Below are 18322 nucleotides of genomic sequence, written 5' to 3'. Positions count from 1 at the left end.
CTCCTTTGATGGCCTGAAGTCTACCGCGCCCGGCGTCACCGCTGTGCGATCATGGCCGGATGGCCGAACCGACCTTCTTCTGGCACGACTACGAAACCTTCGGCGCCGACCCTCGCCGGGACCGCCCCTCGCAGTTCGCCGGCATCCGTACCGACGCCAACCTGGAGATCGTCGGCGAGCCGCTGATGATCTACTGCAAGCCGCCCCGGGACGCCCTGCCCCATCCGGTCGCCGCGCTCATCACGGGCATCTCGCCCCAGCTCGCCGAACGCGAAGGCCTGTGCGAGGCGGCCTTCGCGGCAGCCATCCACGAGGAAATCGCCCGGCCAGGCACCTGCACCGTCGGGTACAACTCGCTGCGCTTCGACGACGAGTTCACCCGCCACCTCCTGTACCGCAACTTCTACGATCCCTATGGCCGGGAGTGGGAAAACGGCAACTCGCGCTGGGACCTCATCGACCTGGTGCGCATGTGCCAGGCCCTGCGCCCCGAGGGCATCGTCTGGCCTACCCGCGAGGACGGCACGCCGAGCTTCAAGCTGGAGCACCTGGCCACCGCCAACGGGTTGAAGCAGGAGCGCGCCCACGACGCGTTGTCCGACGTGGAGGCCCTGATCGCCCTGGCCCGGCTCATCCGCTCGAAGCAGCCGCGCCTATGGGACTGGTACTACGCCCTGCGCCGCAAGCAGCGCGTGTTCGAACTGCTCGACGTGGCGGCGATGACGCCGGTGGTGCACGTGTCGTCGCGCTATCCGGCCAGCCGCCACTGCCTCACCGTGATCGCGCCGCTGGCCGCGCATCCCTCCCGCGCCGGGGAAGTGATCGTCTACGACCTCACCTGCGATCCCACCGACCTGCTCGCGCTGGACGACGGGGACATCGCCGATCGCGTGTTCACCTCCCGCGCCGACCTGCCGGAGGGCGTGGAGCGCATCGCCTTGCGCACCGTGCGCGCCAATCACGCCCCCGCTTTGGCGCCCCTCTCGGTGCTGAGAAACACCGACCATGGCCGGCTGGGGCTCGACATGGCGGCCGTGGAGCGCCACCTCGCCGCCTTGCGCGACGCGCCGGGCCTGGCCGAAAAGCTCCGCCGCGTCTACGGTCACGCCGCCGACCTGCCGCCGGCCGAGGATCCCGAGCTGGGGCTGTACGGCGCCTTCCTGCCCGACGCCGACCGTCGCCTGCTCGCCGACGTGCGCGCCACGCCGCCGGCGCAGTTGGGCGAACGGTCGTTCCCGTTCCGCGATGCGCGTTACCCCGAGTTGCTGTTCCGCTATCGCGCCCGCAACTGGCCGGAAACGCTCAGCCTCGACGAGCAGGCGCGCTGGGAAGCTTTCCGGCTCGACCGCCTCACCCGGCAAGGTCCCCTCACCACCCTCACCTTCGACACCTACGCCGCCGAACTCGCCCTGGCACGTGCCGCGCCCGACGCGCCCACCGCGCTGCTGGACGACCTGGAAGCCTGGGCCCGCGAACTTCATTGAGCCGATATGCCGCACAAGAGCTATTTCACTCCCGCCACGTTCCGATTCTTCAAGTCGCTGGTGCGCAACAACAGCCGCGAGTGGTTCCAGGCGCACAAGGAAGATTACGAGCGCCACGTGCGTGAGCCTTTCACCGAACTGATCGTCGACATCCAGGCACCGCTGGGGAAGATCAGCCCGCATTTCCGTGCCGATCCGCGCAAGGTCGGTGGCTCGCTCTACCGCATCCATCGCGATACGCGGTTCGCCAACGACAAGCAGCCGTACAAGGGATGGCAGGGCTCGCGGTTCTTCCACGAGCGGCGGCACGAGATCCAGGCCCCCGGGTTCTACCTGCACATCCAGCCGGGCGAGTGCTTCGTAGGCGCGGGCATGTGGCATCCGGAGCCGCCGGTGCTGAAGAAGCTGCGGGAATTCCTGGCCGACAATCCGGATTCGTGGAAGCGGGCCACGCAGACGAAGGGCTTTCGCGAGCGGTTCTCGTTCTGGGGCGAGAGCCTGACGCGTCCGCCGCGCGGGTTCGACGCGAACCACGAGTTGATCGAGGACCTGAAGCGGAAGAACTTCGCGGCGGGGCAGGATTTCGACGAGGCGATGGCGTGTTCGGCCGAGCTGTTGCCGTTCGTCGTGGACAACTTCAAGCGGCTGGCACCGATGGTGGATTACCTGTGTGCGGCGCAGGAGTTGGAGTTCTGAGGCAAGGCCGTTCGCCGATACGATCGGCTCCCACCCCTTCGGTAGCCACGCCTCGGCAACCTTGCTACCGAAGGGGTGGGAGCCGATCGTATCGGCGAATCCTACGAAGCCCGGCCCTCGTAGAGCTCGATCGGCAGGTCGTCGGGGTCGGCGAAGAAGGTGAAGCGTTTGCCCGTGTATTCGTCGATGCGGATCGGCTCGCACACGACGCCATGGGCCGCCAGGCGGGACACCGCCGCGTCGATATCACGCACCGAAAACGCCAGATGCCGCAAGCCCTGTGCCTCCGGCCGCGACACGCGCGGCGGCGGCGACGGAAACGAGAACAGCTCGATCTGCACGCCCGGGCTCACTTCCAGGTCGAGCTTCCACGAATCGCGCGCTTCGCGATACGCCTCGTGCACCACGCGAAGCCCCAGCACCTCGGTATAGAACGCCTTCGACCGCGCGTAGTCCGAGCAGATGATCGCCACATGATGAATGGATTCGAGCATCGTCAGGCCTCGGCAAACGGGTAAGCCATCACGTCCGCGATGGCATCGGTATCGGCCAGCACCATCAGCAGGCGCTCCACGCCCAGGGCCACGCCCGCACAGGCCGGCATGCGATCGAGTACGGTAAGCAAGCGCTCGTCGATGGGCATCTCGCGCGAACCACGCTCGCGGCGCACGGCATTATCGCGCTCGAATCGAGCACGCTGCTCCTTCGCATCGTTGAGTTCATGGTAGCCGTTGGCCACCTCGTAGCGACCGAGATACACCTCGAAACGCTCCGCCACCGGTGGCTTGCCGGGACGAATCTTCGCCAGCGCGCACTGGCTCGCCGGGTAGTCGTAGATGACCGTGATGCGATCGCGGGGAAATTCAGGCTGGATGCGGTGGGTCATCAACAGGTCGAGCCAGTCGTCGCGCCCCAGCCCTTCGCCGTCGATCGTCACCTCGCCCAGGGCCTCCCGCAAGCGCTCGACCGGATCGGTGAAGGCATCGACACCGAGCACGTTGCGATAGAGGCTGCTGTATTCGGTTTCCACGACGTCGAACGTGCGGCCCGCCAGCAGCATCAGGTGTTCGAACAGGTCGATCACCTCGCGCGCAAGCCGGGCGTGGTCCCAGCCCACGCGGTACCACTCCAGCATCGTGAACTCGGGGTTGTGCCGTCCACCCGCCTCGCCGTCGCGAAATACCCGGCCCAGTTCGTAACAATCGCCCATGCCTTCGGCCAGCAGGCGCTTGAGCGGAAACTCCGGCGAGGTGCGCATCCAGCGCTCCGGCGAACCGGCGTCCACGTGGCCGGTGAACCGCGTGCCGAAGCTTCGGATGTTCGGGTCGGTGTTGCCCGCCGCCGAAAGGATCGGCGTCTCCACTTCAGTGACGCCACGCTCGGCGAAAAAGGCGCGGATGCGCGCATAGGTCGTCGCACGCAGATGCAGCCGCTCCAGCCGCGCGGTCATGGCGCGACCCCATGTTCGGTCAGCAACGCCAACAGCGCGGCCTCGTCGTGAACCGGCACGCCGAGTTCCCGGGCCTTGTCGAGTTTGGAACCGGCCGCCTCACCGGCGAACACGGCCGTGGTCTTCTTCGACACGGAGCCGGCGACCTTCGCGCCCAGCGACTCCAGCCGCTCGGTGGCATCGTCGCGCTTGAGCGTGGCCAGCGTGCCGGTGATGACGTAGGTGTGGCCTTCGAGCGGCAACGCGGCCGTGGACGTCGCGGGCAAGCGGTCGAGCAGCCACTGCATGTCGGCGAAGTCGTTGGTGAGCTGGCGATAGCGCGTCGGATCGCTCAGGTAGGCCCACAGGTTCGACGCGGCGGCCGAGGGCACGCCGGCGATGATCCACTGGTGCTCGCCGGCCTGGGCCAGATCCGCCACGCTCTTGTAGTGCTTCGCGAGCAAAGCCGTGTTCTTCGGGCCGAGTTTAGGGATCTTCGCCGCGTCGAGCAGTACGTCGAGCCCAAGCCGCTCGCGCAGCTTCGGCGAGGGAGCGGACTCGTCGGAGAACGTGATGCCCGCCGCCAGCAGCGCGTCGACCACCTTCTCGTTGCCCTCCTGGCCGAAGAACGCCGCGATGGAGGTCGCCACCTCCTCGCCGATGTCGGGCAGCACGCGCAACACCGGCTTGGGCGTGCGGCGCACCGCTTCGAGCGATCCCAGCCACAGCGCCAGCGTCTTCGCCGTGCTCTCGCCGATGTGCATGATGCCCAGCGCGAACAGGAAACGCGGCAGCGTGGACCGCTTGCTGGCCTCGATGGAAGCGACGAGGTTTTCCGCCCACTTGGTGGCGACCTTGCCCTGCTTCACGGTTTCCGGCGTGGTGCCGTCGCGCTCGTCGGCGAGGCGCTTCATCTCCACGAACTTCTCCACGGTGAGGTCGTAGAGATCGGCCGGCGTATGCACCATGCCCAGTTCGACCAGCGCATCGACGAAGCGGTCGCCGAGGCCATCGATGTCCATGGCGCGGCGCGACGCGAAGTGGATGATCGCCTCCTTGCGCTGCGCCCCGCAGATCAGGCCCCCGGAGCATCGATAGGCCGCCGCGCCTTCCTCGCGCAGCAATTCGGAACCGCACACGGGACACGTCGCGGGCATCGCCCAGGGCTCGGTACCCTCGGGACGGCGCTCTTCGACCACGCGTGCCACCTCGGGAATGACGTCGCCCGCGCGTCGCACGATCACGGTATCGCCCACGCGCACGTCGAGACGCGCCACCTGGTCGGCGTTGTGCAGGGTGGCGTTGGTGACGGTGACGCCGCCCACCTGCACCGGCGCGAGGCGCGCCACGGGCGTGGCCGCGCCCGTGCGGCCGATCTGGATCTCGATGCCCTCGACCACGGTCATCTGTTCCTGCGCGGGATACTTGTGCGCGATGGCCCAGCGCGGCGCGCGCGAGACGAAACCCATCTCGCGCTGGCCTTCGTAGTCGTCGAGCTTGTAGACCACGCCGTCGATGTCGTAAGGCAGGCGGTCACGCTTTTCGCCGATCTTGCGGAAGTAGCGGATGAGGCCGTCGAAACCCTTGGCCGTGGATACCTCCGGCGACACCGGGAAACCCCACTCGCGCAGCTTCGCCAGCGTGGCCGAGTGCGTGTCGGGCAATTCGCCGCCCTCGACCACGCCGACGGCATAGGCGAAGAAGGCCAGCGGCCGCTTCGCGGTAACCGCCGGATCGAGCTGGCGCAGCGAACCGGCGGCGCCGTTGCGCGGATTGGCGAGCGGCTTTTCGCCGGCCTCGCGAGCCCGCGCGTTGAAGGCTTCGAAGGCGGCGCGCGGCATGATCACCTCACCGCGCACCTCGAGCACGCGCGGCCAGCCCTCGCCACGCAAGCGCAACGGAATGGCCCGCACGGTGCGCAAGTTGGCGGTGACGTCCTCGCCCACCGCGCCGTCGCCTCGCGTGGCCCCCTGCACGAACACACCGTTTTCGTAACGCAGGCTGATCGCCAGACCGTCCAGCTTGGGCTCAACCGAAAACACCGGCTCGCGTCGATCCAGCGTCTGCTCGATGCGGCGCTCGAAGTCGGCCACTTCGCGATATGTTTCGCGATCGGTGTCGCCCTCCTGTTCGAAGGCGTTGCCCAGCGAAAGCATGGGCACGGCATGCACCACCTCGGCGAAGCCGCCCTGCGCGCGCGCGCCGACCTTTCGGGTGGGCGAGTCGGGCGTGGCCAGTTCGGCGTACTGGCCTTCCAGCGCTTCCAGTTCCCTCACCAGGCGATCGTATTCGGCGTCGGCGATGCTCGGATCGTCGAGCACGTGATAACGGTAGTTCGCGTCCTCGATGCGGCGGCGCAGGTCGGCGGCGCGCTCGATGGCCTCGGCGGGGGCGGTGGACTGGGGCATGTGGAGGATCCGTGATGACGACGAACGCGAAAACGACCGCAAACTGTCGGCCGATGGCGCCATAAAAGCAAGACGAGGCCGGTGACGCTATAATTCCCGCTGCCATGCCCCTAGACGACGTCATCGACTCCCCCAAGACCGACGTCCACGCACTGCCCACCGACCGCCCGGCCCTCGCGCCGGCCGAGCCCTCGAGCCGGGTCCGCTACCGCGGCCTCATCTGGCTCGTGGCCGCGGCATTCTTCATGCAGGCGCTGGACTCCACCATCGTCAACACGGCGGTGCCGGCCATCGCGAACGCGCTGGGGGTCACGCCGCTGAGCATGCGCACCGCACTCACCAGCTACGTGCTCACGCTGGCGATCTTCATCCCCATGAGCCCGTGGCTCTGCGACCGCTTCGGCACGCGGCGCGTGTTCGCCTGGGCGATCCTGGTCTTCTCGCTGGGCTCGCTGCTGTGCGGCGTGGCGCAGAACCTTCCCCAACTGGTCGCGTCGCGCGTCATCCAGGGCCTGGGCGGTGCCGCGCTGCTGCCGGTGGGCCGCTACGTGCTGGCCCGGAGCATCGACCGCCGCGAGTTCGTGGGCGCGATGACCACCGTGGCCACCTTCGGTCTGCTCGGCTCGGTATTCGGTCCGCTGCTGGGCGGCACGCTGGTGGAATTCACCAACTGGCGGCTCATCTTTCTCATCAACGTGCCCGTGGGCCTGATGGGGCTGTGGCTCAACCGCCGCGAAATGCCCGATTACCGGCTCGACCGCGCCAACCGTTTCGATACGTTCGGCTTCATGCTGTTCGCCGGCGCCTCGGCGCTGATGCTGATGGCCGCGGAAACCGCGGGCGGCCACGGTCAATGGTTGCGCGTGGGCGGTTATGCGATGGCCGCCGTGGCGCTGGCCTCGCTTTACGTGCGGCACAGCCGCCGGGTGGCGCATCCGGTAAGCGACCTCTCCCTGCTGAAGGTGCGCAGCGTATGGGTGTCCCTCGCGGGCAACCTGTTCACGCGACTGGGCGTATCGGGCATGTACCTGCTGCTGGTGCTGTTCCTGCAGATCGGCTGCGGCTGGTCGCCGCTGGCGGCGGGCATGATGATGGTGCCGCAGGCGATCGGCTCGATCACGGTCAAGCCCTTCATCGACCGCCTGCTCACCCGCTTCGGCTACCGCCGCCTGCTGCTGGGCAACACCATCGCCGTGGCCGGGGTGCTGTGCGTGTTCGCGCTGCTGAGTCCGTCGACACCCACCTGGGTCATCGCGGGCTGGGTGTACGTCTACGGCGCGTTCATGTCCTTGCAGTACACCTCGATGAACACGCTGGCCTACGTCGACATCGACGTGCGCCAGGCCTCGATGGCCTCGTCGATGGCCTCCACCGCGCAGTACCTGTCCATGAGCTTCGGCATCGCGCTGGCGTCGCTGCTGATGGAAGGCTTCCTGACATCGCACGAACCGGGCGCCTACGTGCGGGCGTTCCGCTGGTCGGTGGTCGTGCTGGGCATGGTCACGCTGGCCGGTAGCTGGGTCTTCAGCCGCCTGCGCGAGACGCGACCGGTCTGAAACGGTACCCTCGAACGGGGCGCACCAGGACGCGCCGTTCGAAAGGAACCTTCCATGCACGACTCCGCGGGCATCCTGCTCACCCTTTTCGTCATCTTCGTCGCCGCGCAGATCGGCGGCGAAATCGCGCAACGCCTGCGCCTGCCCGCCGTGGTGGGCGAAATCGCCGCCGGCTGCGCCATCGGTCCGTCCGCGCTCGGCTGGGTCGCGGTGCCTGACATCGCCACCGGCACACCGCTCGACGTGCTTGCCGAGATCGGCGTGATTTTGCTCCTTTTCTCAGTAGGGCTCGAAACCCGCCTCGACGATCTCAAGCGCGTGGGCGTGAGCGCTTTTCTGGTCGGCGTGCTCGGCGTGCTCGTGCCTTTTGGCCTCGGCGCGCTCTGGGCCCATGGCTCGGGTTTCGACTGGATCCGCTCCATGTTCGTCGCCGCGGCCTTCGTCGCCACCTCGGCCGGCATCACCGCGCGCGTGCTGCAGGAGCTGGGCGTGCTGCAACGGAAGGAGGCCCGGATCATCCTCGGCGCGGCCGTCATCGACGACATCCTCGCCATGCTGCTGCTCGGCGTGGTGTCGTCGCTGCAGGGCGGCGGCGCGGTGGATGTCGGCAGCCTCGCCATCACCCTGCTGAGCGCGGTCGGCTTCGTGGCCGTGATCGGCTGGGGCGGCACGCGCGTGATGCGTCGCGGCTCGGGATGGCTGGACAAGCCACGCCATCCGATGTCGCCGCTGGCGATCGTGCTGGCGCTCTGCCTGGGCCTGGCCTTCCTCTCGATGAAGTTTCACCTCGCGGCGATCATCGGCGCCTTCCTCGCCGGCATGATCGCCTCGGAAACGAGCCAGCGGCACCAGCTCGAGGAACAGACCGCGCCGCTGCTCGCCTTCCTTACGCCCTTCTTCTTCGTGGTGACCGGCGCCAAGGTGAACCTCGCCGAGCTGGGCAGCGCGGAGGCGCTGACGATGCTCGCGGTGGTCACCCTCATCGCCGTGGTGTCGAAACTGGCGGGCGGCTTCCTCGGCGCTTTGTCCATCGGCCGACGCGGCGCGACGATCGTGGGCTTCGGCATGGTGCCGCGCGGCGAGGTGGGCGTGGTGATCGCCAGCCTGGGTCTCGCCGCGGGGGTGTTCGACGAACGGATCTACGCGGTGATCGTGGCGATGTCGCTGCTCACCGCCATGATCACGCCGCCCGTGCTGTCGCTGCTGCTCAGGGAGCGGAACGCAGGCCCTGGTACGCCGTGAGCGCGGCCTCGCGGCTTTCCTTCAGGTCCACCAGCGGTGCCGGATAACCGGAGCGCTTCAGGAACGCCTCGTCTTCCCACGGCGCGTGGACGAGGCGCCCCGGCGCCTTCGCCAGCTCGGGCACCCAGCGGCGGATGTAGGCGCCGTCCGGATCGAACTTCTCCGACTGGGTCACCGGATTGAAGATGCGGAAGTAAGGCGCCGCATCGGCGCCGCTGCCCGCCACCCACTGCCAGCCCATGGCGTTGTTGGCGAGGTCGGCGTCCACCAGCGTGTCGTGGAACCAGCGTTCGCCCAACAGCCAGTGCTGGCGCAGGTTCTTCGTGAGGAAACTCGCCACCAGCATGCGTACCCGGTTGTGCATCCACCCGGTGGCCCAGAGTTCGCGCATGCCCGCATCCACGATCGGGATGCCGGTGAGGCCGCGCTTCCAGCGGCGGAGCGCATGCGTGTCGCGCTTCGCCCAGCGGAAACCGTCGAAGCGCGGGTTGAAGTTCTCTTTCGGCGTTTTCGGAAAGTGGTACAGCAGGTGGTGGCCGAATTCGCGCCAGCCGAGCTGGCGCAGGTAGGGCTCGATATCGGCCGCGTTGCGACGGCGCCCGAGCCTTTCGAGCAGGCCCGCCGCGATCTGGCGCGGCGAGATCTCGCCCCAGTGCAGATGGGGCGACATGCGCGAAGTGCCGTGCCGCGCGGGAAGATCGCGGCCTTCCACGTAGTGCGCCACGGCATCGTCCGCGAACAGGTCGAGCATCTCGCGGGCACCGGTTTCGCCCGGTGTCCATTCGTCGAACCCCTTTGCCCAGTCCAGTGCGGGCAGGAGGCCGAGGTCGGCCACCGTCGCCGAGCGCGGCAGCCCGGCCAGTTTCAGGGGGGACGGTTCTTCGACCGGCGCCGTGTCGATGCGCGGTCGCAGGTTGCGCCAGAACGGCGTGAACACACGGTAGGGCTCGTCCTGCTTGGTGGCGATCTCCCAGGGCTCGCACCAGAGGGCCGCGTTATACGTCAGCACGTCGATGCCGTCGTCCTCGAGCGCACGGAATACCGCCTTGTCACGGCGAAGCACGGCGGGTTCGTAGAGACGATTGGCGTAGACCGTCGTGGCGCCCGTCGCCTGGATGGCGGCGCGCAGCGCGTCCAGGCTTCCGCCGTGCAGCACCTGCAGGGCGCCGTGGTGCCTACGGAGCGAAGCATCGAGCGCGAGGAGCGAATGATGCAGCCACCAGCGACTCGCCGCGCCGGGCTTCCATTCGCCCTCCTCGTCCGGCGCATGGATGTAGAGCGGCACGACGCGCTCATGCGCGGAAGCGGCGGCGGCCAGCGCGGGGTTGTCGGCGAGGCGGAGATCGCGGCGGAACCAATGGATGGCTGTCGTCATTTGCCTGGGATCGAAATAGGGCGAGAAGGGGGAATCGTACTAGCCTTCCGTTCAGTCGTACCCCTTAGACTGCATGGGCTACGGCCCACCTTCCTATCGGCCGCTGAAACAAGGAGACCGCATGAACATCAAGACCGTCCTCGGCATCCCCATGGCCGCCCTGCTCGCCACCGCCGTCGTCGCGCCCGCGTCGGCCAAGGTGCTCAAGCAGCCCGACGGCATCTATGTGCGCTGTGACCAGTGCGGCACGGTGCAGAGCATCGAACACAACGTGGTGCAGGGCCGCGACCACGGCACCGCCGGCGCGGTGATCGGCGCCATCGCGGGCGGTGTGCTCGGCAACCAGGTGGGCCGCGGCAACGGCCGCAAGCTCGCGACGGTGGCCGGTGCGGTCGGCGGCGGCTTCGCCGGCAACGCGGTCGGCAAGGGCGGCGGCAGCGACAGCTACACCCTGCGCCTGAAGATGGGCACCGGCGGTTATACCAACGTCGAAGTGAAGGATGCTTCGGCGATCCGCGAAGGCGACATCGTGATCGTGGATGAGCAAGGCAACGTGAGCCGCGTGCAGTAACGCAGCCTTTCCGTCGTATCGAGAACGCCCCGAAAGGGGCGTTCTTGCATGCGCGATGCAAGAATGATTCGCCGATACGATCGGCTCCCACCCCTTCGGTAGGAAGCCCGTCGTCAGGATAGGCAGACCTGCTACCGAACCCTACGGAGTGGCAGCTCGCACTTTCGCCGCCACGGCTTCGTAGAACGCATCCGGCAGATTGGCCCTCACCGGCACACGCCACCAGTTCGCCCGCGCGAACGCCCGGCACTTCACCGCATCCTTGTCGGTCATCAGCACGGGACAACCGTCGGCGAAGGTGAAATCGTCGCGGGTAAACGCATGATGGTCGGCGAAGGGATGGCCGTCGACGGCGATGCCGTGGGCAGCCAGGCTGGTGAAGAAGCGCGCCGGATTGCCGATACCCGCCACCGCATGCGCGGGGCGACCGGCGAAATCGGACAGCGGCGCGATGAGCGTCGGATCGTCCATGTTCACCGCCATCCCGCCTTCCAGGGTCATCGGGATTTCACCGGGCTTGGGCATGCCGCCGTTGACCACGACGAAATCGACGGCGGCCAGGCGTGAGGCCGGTTCGCGCAACGGTCCGGCCGGCAGCAGGCGACCGTTGCCGAGGCGTCGTTCGCCGTCGAGCACGCAGATCTCCACGTCGCGGCCGAGACGGTGGTGTTGCAGGCCATCATCGGCCAGCACGAGGTCGCAGCCGGCATCGATGAGCAGGCGTGCCGCTTCGGGACGATCCCTTCCGACGGCAACGGGCACGCCGCCCTGCCGGATCAGGGACGGCTCATCGCCCACGCGGGCGGGATCGTCTTCGTCGGTGAGCAGATGAGGCCCGCGCTCCGTGCCGCCGTAGCCACGGCTCACCACGCCGGGCCGAAATCCCCGCACGGCCATGGCACGCGCCAAGGCCACGATCAGTGGCGTCTTGCCGGTACCGCCGACGGTGAGGTTGCCGACCACCACGACGGGCACCGGCAAGCGCACCACCTGCGAAGGATCGTCGCGAAACGCCTTCGCGCGGCGCTCGACCACGCGGCCGTAGAGCGCTTCCAGCGGACGGGTCCAAAGGGGCGGCGAGCCGCCGCCGTACCAGCGCTTCTGCAGGGAGGCGCCGAGGGCCACCGGTCAGGCGCCCGTGTCTTGCTCGTGGAACTGCATGCGGTGCAGCGCCGCGTACTGCCCGCCCTTGTCGAGCAGTTCGCGGTGCGTGCCCAATTCGATGACCCTGCCCTGCTCCATCACGGCGATCTGGTCGGCGTGCTCGATGGTGGACAGGCGATGCGCGATGACCAGGGTGGTGCGGTCGCGCATCAGGCGCGTGAGTGCATCCTGGATGAGGCGCTCGGATTCGGTATCCAGCGCGCTCGTGGCTTCGTCGAGCACGAGGATGGGCGCGTTCTTGAGGATGGCGCGCGCGATGGCGATGCGCTGGCGCTGTCCCCCGGACAACGAATTGCCGCCCTGCCCGATCGGCGTTTGCAGCCCTTGCGGCAGGCGCTCGATGAATTCCATGGCGTTGGCGGCCTTTGCCGCCGCCACGATGTCGGCCTCGCTGGCGCCCGCCATCTCACCGTAGGCGATGTTCGCGGCCACGGTGTCGTCGAACAGCACCACGTGCTGGCCTACCCAGGCGATCTGCTTGCGCAGCGAAGCCAGCGTGTACTGGGTGTAGTCGCGCCCGTCGATGAGGATGCGGCCGTCGCTGGGCTCGTAGAAACGCGGCAGCAGGCTCACGAGGCTCGACTTGCCGCTACCCGAGCGACCGACCAGCGCGGTGACGGTGCCCGGTGCGCAATCAAGCGTGACGCCACGCAACGCGACATGACGGTTGCGCTCGTAGGTGAGGTGGATGTCCTCGAAGCGGATGCCGCCCTTCGTGCGATCGAGCACTTCCGTGCCGGTATCGATTTCCGGCGGCTGGTCCATGATCTCGAAGAGGTCTTCGGCAGCCGTGACGCCCTTCTGCAGGCTGGCCTGGATGCCGGCCAACCGCTTCAGCGACGGCATCATCGCGCCCATGGCGGTGAGCACGGCGGTGAAGATGCCCGGGGAGATCGTGTCGAGGATGTCCGGCCGCGTGGCCAGGAACACCAGCATGGCCAGCGCCATGGCGCCCACCGTCTGGATGGTGGCGCTGGACGCTGCGCTGGTGGCGGATACCTTGAGGTTGAGGTGGCGCTGGCGTTCGGCGACCTGGCCGAAGCGCTCGGCCTCGCGCGTCTGGCCGCCATAGATGCGCACCTCGCGATTCGCCGCCACGGCTTCCTCCACCGCGCTGGTGACCGTGCCCATGTTGCCCTGGATGCGCTTGCTGATCTTGCGGTAGCGGCGGCTGATGACGGTGACGATGGCCACCACGCACGGCACCAGCACCAGCAGCGCCATGGTGAGATAGGGGCTGTAATAGAGCATCACCGCGAGCATGCCGATCACGGTGAACCCTTCGGTGATCGCCACCTTCAGCGAATCGGCGGAGGCCGAGGCCACCTGTTCGCTGGTGTAGGTGATGCGGGAGATCTGCTGGCCCGAGGGCTCGCGGGCGAAGAAGGCCGACGGCAGGCGCAGGTAGGCCGCGAACACGTCGATGCGCATGGCCTGCACCACGTTGCGGCCCACGTAGGCGATGCCGTAATCGGTGATGTACGACGCCACGCCACGCACGAGGAAGATGCCCACGATCCAGATCGGCATCCAGAAGATCGTGTGCGGGTTCTTGTCGACGAACAGGTTGTCGATCATCGGCTTGAGCGAGCCGGTGAATACCGACAGGCAGATCGGGTCGACGATCATGCCGATGATGGCGACGTAGCCCGCCATCCGGAAGCGCCGGGTATAGCCGAGCAGGCGCTTGTACGTCGCCCAGGTCTGGGCGTCCCAGACCGACACTTTCTTCGAGTCGCTCACCGGCCCGCGGCCTCGCTCGGCGTCGTGGCGATCGACAGGTGGGTGAAGCCGAGCTGGCCGACGGCGTCCATCGCGCGCACGACGTTCTGGTGCGCGGTGTTGGCATCGGCGCGAATCACCACCACGCGATTGCGGTCGGTGCCGGCCACGCGCTCGATCGTGGCCTTGAGCGGATCGATGCCCTCGCCCGGCACTTCGTCGCTGCCCACGGCGTAATGCCCGTCGCGGTCGATCATGACGGTAAGTGCGTTGTCGGTGACGTCGCGCGCTTCGGCGTCGGCCTTGGGCAGGTCGACCTTCAGGCGCGAATGCTCGATGAACGTGGTGCTCAACACGAAGAACATCAGCAGCGTGAGCAGCACGTCGATCAGCGAGATCACGTTGATCTCGAAATCGTCTTCACGACGGGAACCGATGCGCATGGATCAACCGGCCTGCGAGGCAGCGGCTTCCGGCGCGCCGGCGGCACGGCGACGCGGTGCGGCGGCGCGCGGAGCCGAGAGGTCGTCGAGCAGCGCGGTGGCCTCTTTTTCCATCTCCACCACGTAGCCGCCGACCTTCGAGCGGAAGTAGCGGTGCAGCACGTAGGCCGGGATGGACACGACCAGGCCGAACGCGGTGCAGATCAGCGCCTCGCCGATGCCGCCGGCCATCCGGGTGGGATCGCCGATGCCGCCGGCCATGACGCTGAGGAACATGCGGATGAGACCGACCACGGTACCGAGAAGGCCGAGCAGCGGGCCGATGAGCGCGATGGTGCCCAGCGTGTTGAGGTAGCGCTCCATGCGGTGCACCACGTGGCGGCCGGTGTCCTCGATGCGCTCCTTGATGATGTCGCGGGGACGATCGCGCACGGCCAGGGCGCCGGCGAACAGTTCGCCCAGGGGCGAGCCGTTGCGCAGGGCCTCCAGGTGGGCGGCGTCGAGCTTGGACGAGCGCGCCCATTCGCGCACCTCGGTGCCGAGGCCCGGCGGAAGCACGGCGGCGCGGCGCAACGCCCAGAAACGCTCGAACACGATGGCGAGCGCAACGAGGGAGCAAATCAGGATCGGCAGCAATGCCCAGCCGCCAGCCATGAGGATCTCGAGCACGGGGAACCCCGGAATGACCGAATTCAGGCGCGCATGATAGCAGGGCGCGGCGCGGGGACTGGGGCGGGCTTCACATTGGGGCTCCGCAGGATTCGCCGATGCGATCGGCTCCCACCCCTCCGGTAGGCAGGATTCGGAGATCCGGCCTACCGGAGGGGTGGGAGCCGATCGTATCGGCGAAGGCGCGCGTCAGCGCGCCAGCAGCTCCAGTTCGGCGACCTTGGCCGGGCCTTCGAAGGTCAGGCGGTAGTGGCCGTAAGCCGCGGGCGTCTTCACGGCGAACGCCCGGGTCTGCCGGTTCCACGGGAACGACTCGCCGTGGCGCTCGTCCAGCACCGTCCACGTCTTGCCGTCGGCCGAGCCTTCCAGCTTCCAGCCCTTCGGTGCCTCGTCGGCCTTCGCCGGCGAGGTGATGGTGTACATCGCCACCGTGGCGGGCGTCTTGAGGCGATCGACGACCACGGCCGGCAGGGTCAGTTCCGTGGACGAGTCGTTGTCGACGGCCGCGGCCAGCGACGCCTTCTTGCCACCCGCCGCGCGCAGGTCGGCCTCGCGCAGCACGTCGCGCAGCGGCGACGGCATCGCGCCTTCGGCGGTAATCGACGCGGGCATGGCGTCGACGCCAGTACCCCACGTCGACGGTGACGGGCCCATGGTGAACTCCAGCGTCGCGCCCTGGGCCAGCAGTTCGTGCGGCAGCACCAGGCGGTTCCACGGCTGGCCGTTGACCTTGAGCGACTGCACGTAACGGTTGGTGTCGCTGACGCCCGGCGCGCGGATGTCGATGACCTTGCCGTTGTCGAGCGTCAGCGTCATGTGCGGGAAGTGCGGCGCGCCGATCACGTATTCCGGCGTGCCCATGCGCAGGGGATAGAAACCCGCCGCACCGAAGATCCACCACGCCGACATCTCGCCGTTGTCTTCGTCGCCCGGGTAGCCCTGGCCGATCTCGCTGCCCACGTAGAGACGGGAGACCGCGTCGCGCAGCTTGTCCTGCGTCTTCCACGGCTGGCCGGCCTGGTCGTACATCCAGATGATGTGGTGCGCCGGCTGGTTGGAGTGGCTGTACTGGCCCATGCGCACGTCGCGCGCCTCGAGCATTTCGTGGATCACGCCGCCGTAATCGCCCACCTCGAACTTGCCGGGCGCGTTGAAATACTCGTCGAGTTTCTTCGCCAGTCCGGCGCGTCCGCCGTAGAGCGAGGCCAGGCCCGCGCCGTCCTGCGGCGCGTGGAACGCCATGCTCCAGCCGGCGTTTTCGGTGTAGTCGCCGCCCCAACGGAAGGGGCTGAATTCCTTCGCGGTCCAGCGCCACTTGCCCGCCGGGTCGCGAGCCACGAAGAACTTCACTTCCGGGTCGAACAGATTGACGTAACCCACGGCCCGCGAGCGGTACCACTGCGCGTCGTCGGCGTAGTTCGCGTAGCCGTCACCGGCCGGCTTGTCCTTCGCGAGCGCCTGGGCGAGGTTGCCGATGGCGAAGTCGTTGATGTAGCCGTCCATCGACCACGACAGGCCCTCTTCGACCTTGTCGTCGGTGTAGCCGTTGAAGATCGAGCGCTCGATGCCCTTGCGGCCGGTGCCCTTGATGTCGCTCACCGTCGCCGCGTTGCGGATGGCCGACAGGTAGAACGACGAGACGTCGAAGTTGCGCACGCCCTTGAGCCAGGCATCGGCGAAGGCCACGTCGGAGCTGGTGCCCACCATCAGGTCGGCGTAACCCGGCGACGACCAGCGCGCGACCCAACCGGCGTCGCGGTACTGCTGCACGAAACCGTCGATCATCCGGCCCGCTTCGTTGGCCGTAAGCAGCGCATAGGCCGGCCAGGCGGTGCGGTAGGTGTCCCAGAAGCCGTTGTTCACGTAGGGCTTGCCGTCGACGATGCGCGCCCCCGTGTGCGTGTCCGTGTCCTTGCCGACCGGCGCGGAGAACGGGCTGGCGTACTGGTATCGCGGTGCATCCTTCGTTCCCGTGTTCTCGTAGGCCTCGTTGGGATACAGGAAAAGGCGATACAGGTTGGAATAAAGGATGGTCAGCTCGTCGGGCGTCGCTCCCTCGACCTTGGCGATGCCCAGGCGGTCGTCCCAGGCCTTGCGTGCACGCTCGCGCACGCTGTCGAAGGTGTCGGTATCGGCGATTTCCTGGCCGAGGTTGGCCTTGGCCTGGTCGATGCCGATCAGCGACGTGGCGATGCGCATGGTCACCACCTTGTCGTGGCCGCCCTTCGTGTCGAAGCCGAACCAGGCCGAGGCCGCGTCGCGCTTTTCGCCGGTGAGGCGGCCGCTCTCCGCCACCGGACGGTCGAAGGTGGCGTAGAAGAACATCCGCGTGGCGCCGGTGGAAAGGCCGCTCTTCACGTCGGACCAGCCCTGGATGCTGCGCCCCTGCGGATCGAGCGTCACCGAGGCGTTCCCGTTGAGGTTGTCGAACACCAGCTGCGCGCGCTTGCCGGTGAAGGTGAAGCGGAACATCGCCGCATGGTCGGTCGGCGTCATCTCGGTGACGATGCCGTTGTCGAAACGCACGCGGTAGTAATCCGGGTGCGCGATCTCGTTGTCATGGATGAACGACAACGCCCGCGTCTCACGCTTGAGCGGCGGTGCGCCGGCGTCGACCTGGGCAGGCATCACCTGGAAGGTCTGGCGATCGCCCATCCACGGGCTGGGCTCGTGCGACAGCGCGAACGCCTCGATGCGCGGACGGTTGTCGTCGCCGTTGCGGGCCTGGTACTGGTAGATCCAGTTCGAGCCGGCGTTGGTGGTCGGCGTCCAGAAGTTGAAGCCGTGCGGCATCGCCACGGCGGGGAAGTTGTTGCCGCGCGAGTACGACGCGTTGGCATTCGAACCGCGGCGTGTGTCCACGTGGTCGGTGGGTCGATTACCGGGCGACGCGGGGGCCTTGTCGATGCGCACGTCGTCGAGCCAGCCTTCGAAGGCCTTGCCCGCGGGCGCGGCCGCGCTCACCTCGATGGCGCGCACGCGGCGGCCCTTGGCGGCGGAAAGATCCACGCTCACGTAGTTCCACTGGTCGGGATACAGCACCCGGCCCTCGCCCTGCCCCTTTGCGGTGACGGGTACGCCGTGCTGGTCGCGTACGCCCAGCGACGACAGGCGCGAACCGTCGTCGAAGACGAGATCGACGGTCACGTAGTTGGCGGGATTGCTCAGGTCATCCTTGTTGGAGCGGGGGAAGACCAGCCACGAGAGCTGCATGCCGTCGGCCACCTTGACGTCGACATCGAAGACTTTCGCCTGAACCGCGTTGCCCGATGAGGTGCCGGCATAGCGCAGCGAATGCATACCGGTGAAACCGACGTCCGCCTTGGCCGTCAGCACGACATTCGCTGGCGGCCCGCCCACCACGCCCAGTTCGAGCCCGTCGACCTTGGCCGCCAACGGCTTCGGATCGTTGGTCTCGAACGAGGAGGCAAAGCGCTGGCCGGCCGCGAACGCGGCTCCCGGCGCCAGCGCGGACATCACCGCCAGGACGAGCGCCGTCCTTCCCCAACCCTGCTTCGATGCCGTCACGCGATGCCCCTTCGATGGATGGAAGGGGGATTTAA

General features: G+C 67.8%; 14 protein-coding genes. 5 read left to right on the top strand and 9 right to left on the bottom strand.

The annotated features are described in order from the left end of the window. The first annotated feature begins 59 nt into the window (after positions 1-59). Together sbcB and JNG39_RS04910 are read left to right on the top strand one after the other, a co-directional pair. Entirely contained in the window at positions 60-1484 is a 1425-nt protein-coding gene (sbcB, locus tag JNG39_RS04915; RefSeq protein WP_368310042.1) for an exodeoxyribonuclease I, read from the top strand. 6 nt (positions 1485-1490) lie between these two features. Then, positions 1491-2180, top strand: a complete 690-nt coding sequence (locus tag JNG39_RS04910; protein WP_368310041.1) for a DUF2461 domain-containing protein — start codon at positions 1491-1493, stop codon at positions 2178-2180. A 101-nt stretch (positions 2181-2281) separates the two neighbouring features. On the opposite strand, the gene JNG39_RS04905 is transcribed toward JNG39_RS04910, so the two are convergent. The 3 genes from JNG39_RS04905 to ligA are packed head-to-tail and all read right to left on the bottom strand — an operon-like array spanning position 2282 to position 6017. Then, entirely contained in the window at positions 2282-2674 is a 393-nt protein-coding gene (locus JNG39_RS04905; protein WP_368310040.1) for a VOC family protein, read from the bottom strand. A gap of 2 nt (positions 2675-2676) precedes the next feature. Continuing rightward, the gene (gene epmA, locus JNG39_RS04900) at positions 2677-3630 is read right to left on the bottom strand and encodes an EF-P lysine aminoacylase EpmA (RefSeq protein WP_368310039.1); all 954 of its coding nucleotides are present in this window, start codon (positions 3628-3630) and stop codon (positions 2677-2679) included. Beyond that, positions 3627-6017 (bottom strand): NAD-dependent DNA ligase LigA, encoded by a 2391-nt coding sequence (ligA, locus tag JNG39_RS04895; RefSeq protein WP_368310038.1) that lies wholly within the window; start codon positions 6015-6017, stop codon positions 3627-3629. The genes epmA and ligA overlap by 4 nt, the downstream gene beginning before the upstream one ends. A gap of 104 nt (positions 6018-6121) precedes the next feature. On the opposite strand from ligA, the gene JNG39_RS04890 reads away from it, so the two are divergent. Then, entirely contained in the window at positions 6122-7573 is a 1452-nt protein-coding gene (locus JNG39_RS04890; protein ID WP_368310037.1) for an MFS transporter, read from the top strand. Between the two features lie 54 nt (positions 7574-7627). After that, entirely contained in the window at positions 7628-8815 is a 1188-nt protein-coding gene (locus JNG39_RS04885) for a cation:proton antiporter (RefSeq protein ID WP_368310036.1), read from the top strand. Here JNG39_RS04885 and JNG39_RS04880 read toward each other — a convergent pair. Next, complete coding sequence (locus JNG39_RS04880) at positions 8781-10190, bottom strand: deoxyribodipyrimidine photo-lyase (RefSeq protein WP_368310035.1); 1410 nt, start codon at positions 10188-10190, stop codon at positions 8781-8783. The genes JNG39_RS04885 and JNG39_RS04880 overlap by 35 nt on opposite strands. A gap of 121 nt (positions 10191-10311) precedes the next feature. Between JNG39_RS04880 and JNG39_RS04875 the strand changes: the two genes are divergently transcribed. Further along, on the top strand, positions 10312-10761 hold the full coding sequence (locus JNG39_RS04875; protein ID WP_368310034.1) for a glycine zipper 2TM domain-containing protein: 450 nt from the start codon (positions 10312-10314) through the stop codon (positions 10759-10761). Positions 10762-10902: 141 nt separating this feature from the next. On the opposite strand, the gene lpxK is transcribed toward JNG39_RS04875, so the two are convergent. The 5 genes from lpxK to JNG39_RS04850 form a co-directional block, all read right to left on the bottom strand. After that, positions 10903-11886: a tetraacyldisaccharide 4'-kinase gene (lpxK, locus tag JNG39_RS04870; RefSeq protein WP_368310033.1), complete on the bottom strand. Its 984-nt coding sequence runs from the start codon at positions 11884-11886 to the stop codon at positions 10903-10905. A gap of 3 nt (positions 11887-11889) precedes the next feature. Next, complete coding sequence (gene msbA, locus JNG39_RS04865) at positions 11890-13668, bottom strand: lipid A export permease/ATP-binding protein MsbA (RefSeq protein WP_368310032.1); 1779 nt, start codon at positions 13666-13668, stop codon at positions 11890-11892. Further along, positions 13665-14090: an ExbD/TolR family protein gene (locus tag JNG39_RS04860; protein ID WP_368310031.1), complete on the bottom strand. Its 426-nt coding sequence runs from the start codon at positions 14088-14090 to the stop codon at positions 13665-13667. Before JNG39_RS04860 ends, msbA begins: the two co-directional genes overlap by 4 nt. A gap of 3 nt (positions 14091-14093) precedes the next feature. After that, complete coding sequence (locus tag JNG39_RS04855; protein WP_368310808.1) at positions 14094-14744, bottom strand: MotA/TolQ/ExbB proton channel family protein; 651 nt, start codon at positions 14742-14744, stop codon at positions 14094-14096. Between the two features lie 204 nt (positions 14745-14948). Next, positions 14949-18287, bottom strand: a complete 3339-nt coding sequence (locus JNG39_RS04850) for a GH92 family glycosyl hydrolase (RefSeq protein WP_368310030.1) — start codon at positions 18285-18287, stop codon at positions 14949-14951. Positions 18288-18322: the final 35 nt, after the last annotated feature.

The organism is Luteibacter sp. CQ10, assembly GCF_040900725.1.
Lineage (GTDB): Bacteria > Pseudomonadota > Gammaproteobacteria > Xanthomonadales > Rhodanobacteraceae > Luteibacter.
Note: the sequence above shows the minus strand (reverse complement) of the source record. Positions and strands in the feature narration are given on the sequence as shown.

Excerpts from the sequence above, each read along its gene's own strand:
- ligA (WP_368310038.1), bottom strand. The coding sequence starts at position 6,017 with ATGCCCCAGTCCACCGCCCCCGCCGAGGCCATCGAGCGCGCCGCCGAC.
- JNG39_RS04910 (WP_368310041.1), top strand. The coding sequence starts at position 1,491 with ATGCCGCACAAGAGCTATTTCACTCCCGCCACGTTCCGATTCTTCAAG.
- JNG39_RS04890 (WP_368310037.1), top strand. The coding sequence starts at position 6,122 with ATGCCCCTAGACGACGTCATCGACTCCCCCAAGACCGACGTCCACGCA.
- sbcB (WP_368310042.1), top strand. The coding sequence starts at position 60 with ATGGCCGAACCGACCTTCTTCTGGCACGACTACGAAACCTTCGGCGCC.
- epmA (WP_368310039.1), bottom strand. The coding sequence starts at position 3,630 with ATGACCGCGCGGCTGGAGCGGCTGCATCTGCGTGCGACGACCTATGCG.
- JNG39_RS04905 (WP_368310040.1), bottom strand. The coding sequence starts at position 2,674 with ATGCTCGAATCCATTCATCATGTGGCGATCATCTGCTCGGACTACGCG.
- JNG39_RS04860 (WP_368310031.1), bottom strand. The coding sequence starts at position 14,090 with ATGCGCATCGGTTCCCGTCGTGAAGACGATTTCGAGATCAACGTGATC.
- JNG39_RS04855 (WP_368310808.1), bottom strand. The coding sequence starts at position 14,744 with ATGGCTGGCGGCTGGGCATTGCTGCCGATCCTGATTTGCTCCCTCGTT.
- JNG39_RS04885 (WP_368310036.1), top strand. The coding sequence starts at position 7,628 with ATGCACGACTCCGCGGGCATCCTGCTCACCCTTTTCGTCATCTTCGTC.
- JNG39_RS04875 (WP_368310034.1), top strand. The coding sequence starts at position 10,312 with ATGAACATCAAGACCGTCCTCGGCATCCCCATGGCCGCCCTGCTCGCC.
- JNG39_RS04880 (WP_368310035.1), bottom strand. The coding sequence starts at position 10,190 with ATGACGACAGCCATCCATTGGTTCCGCCGCGATCTCCGCCTCGCCGAC.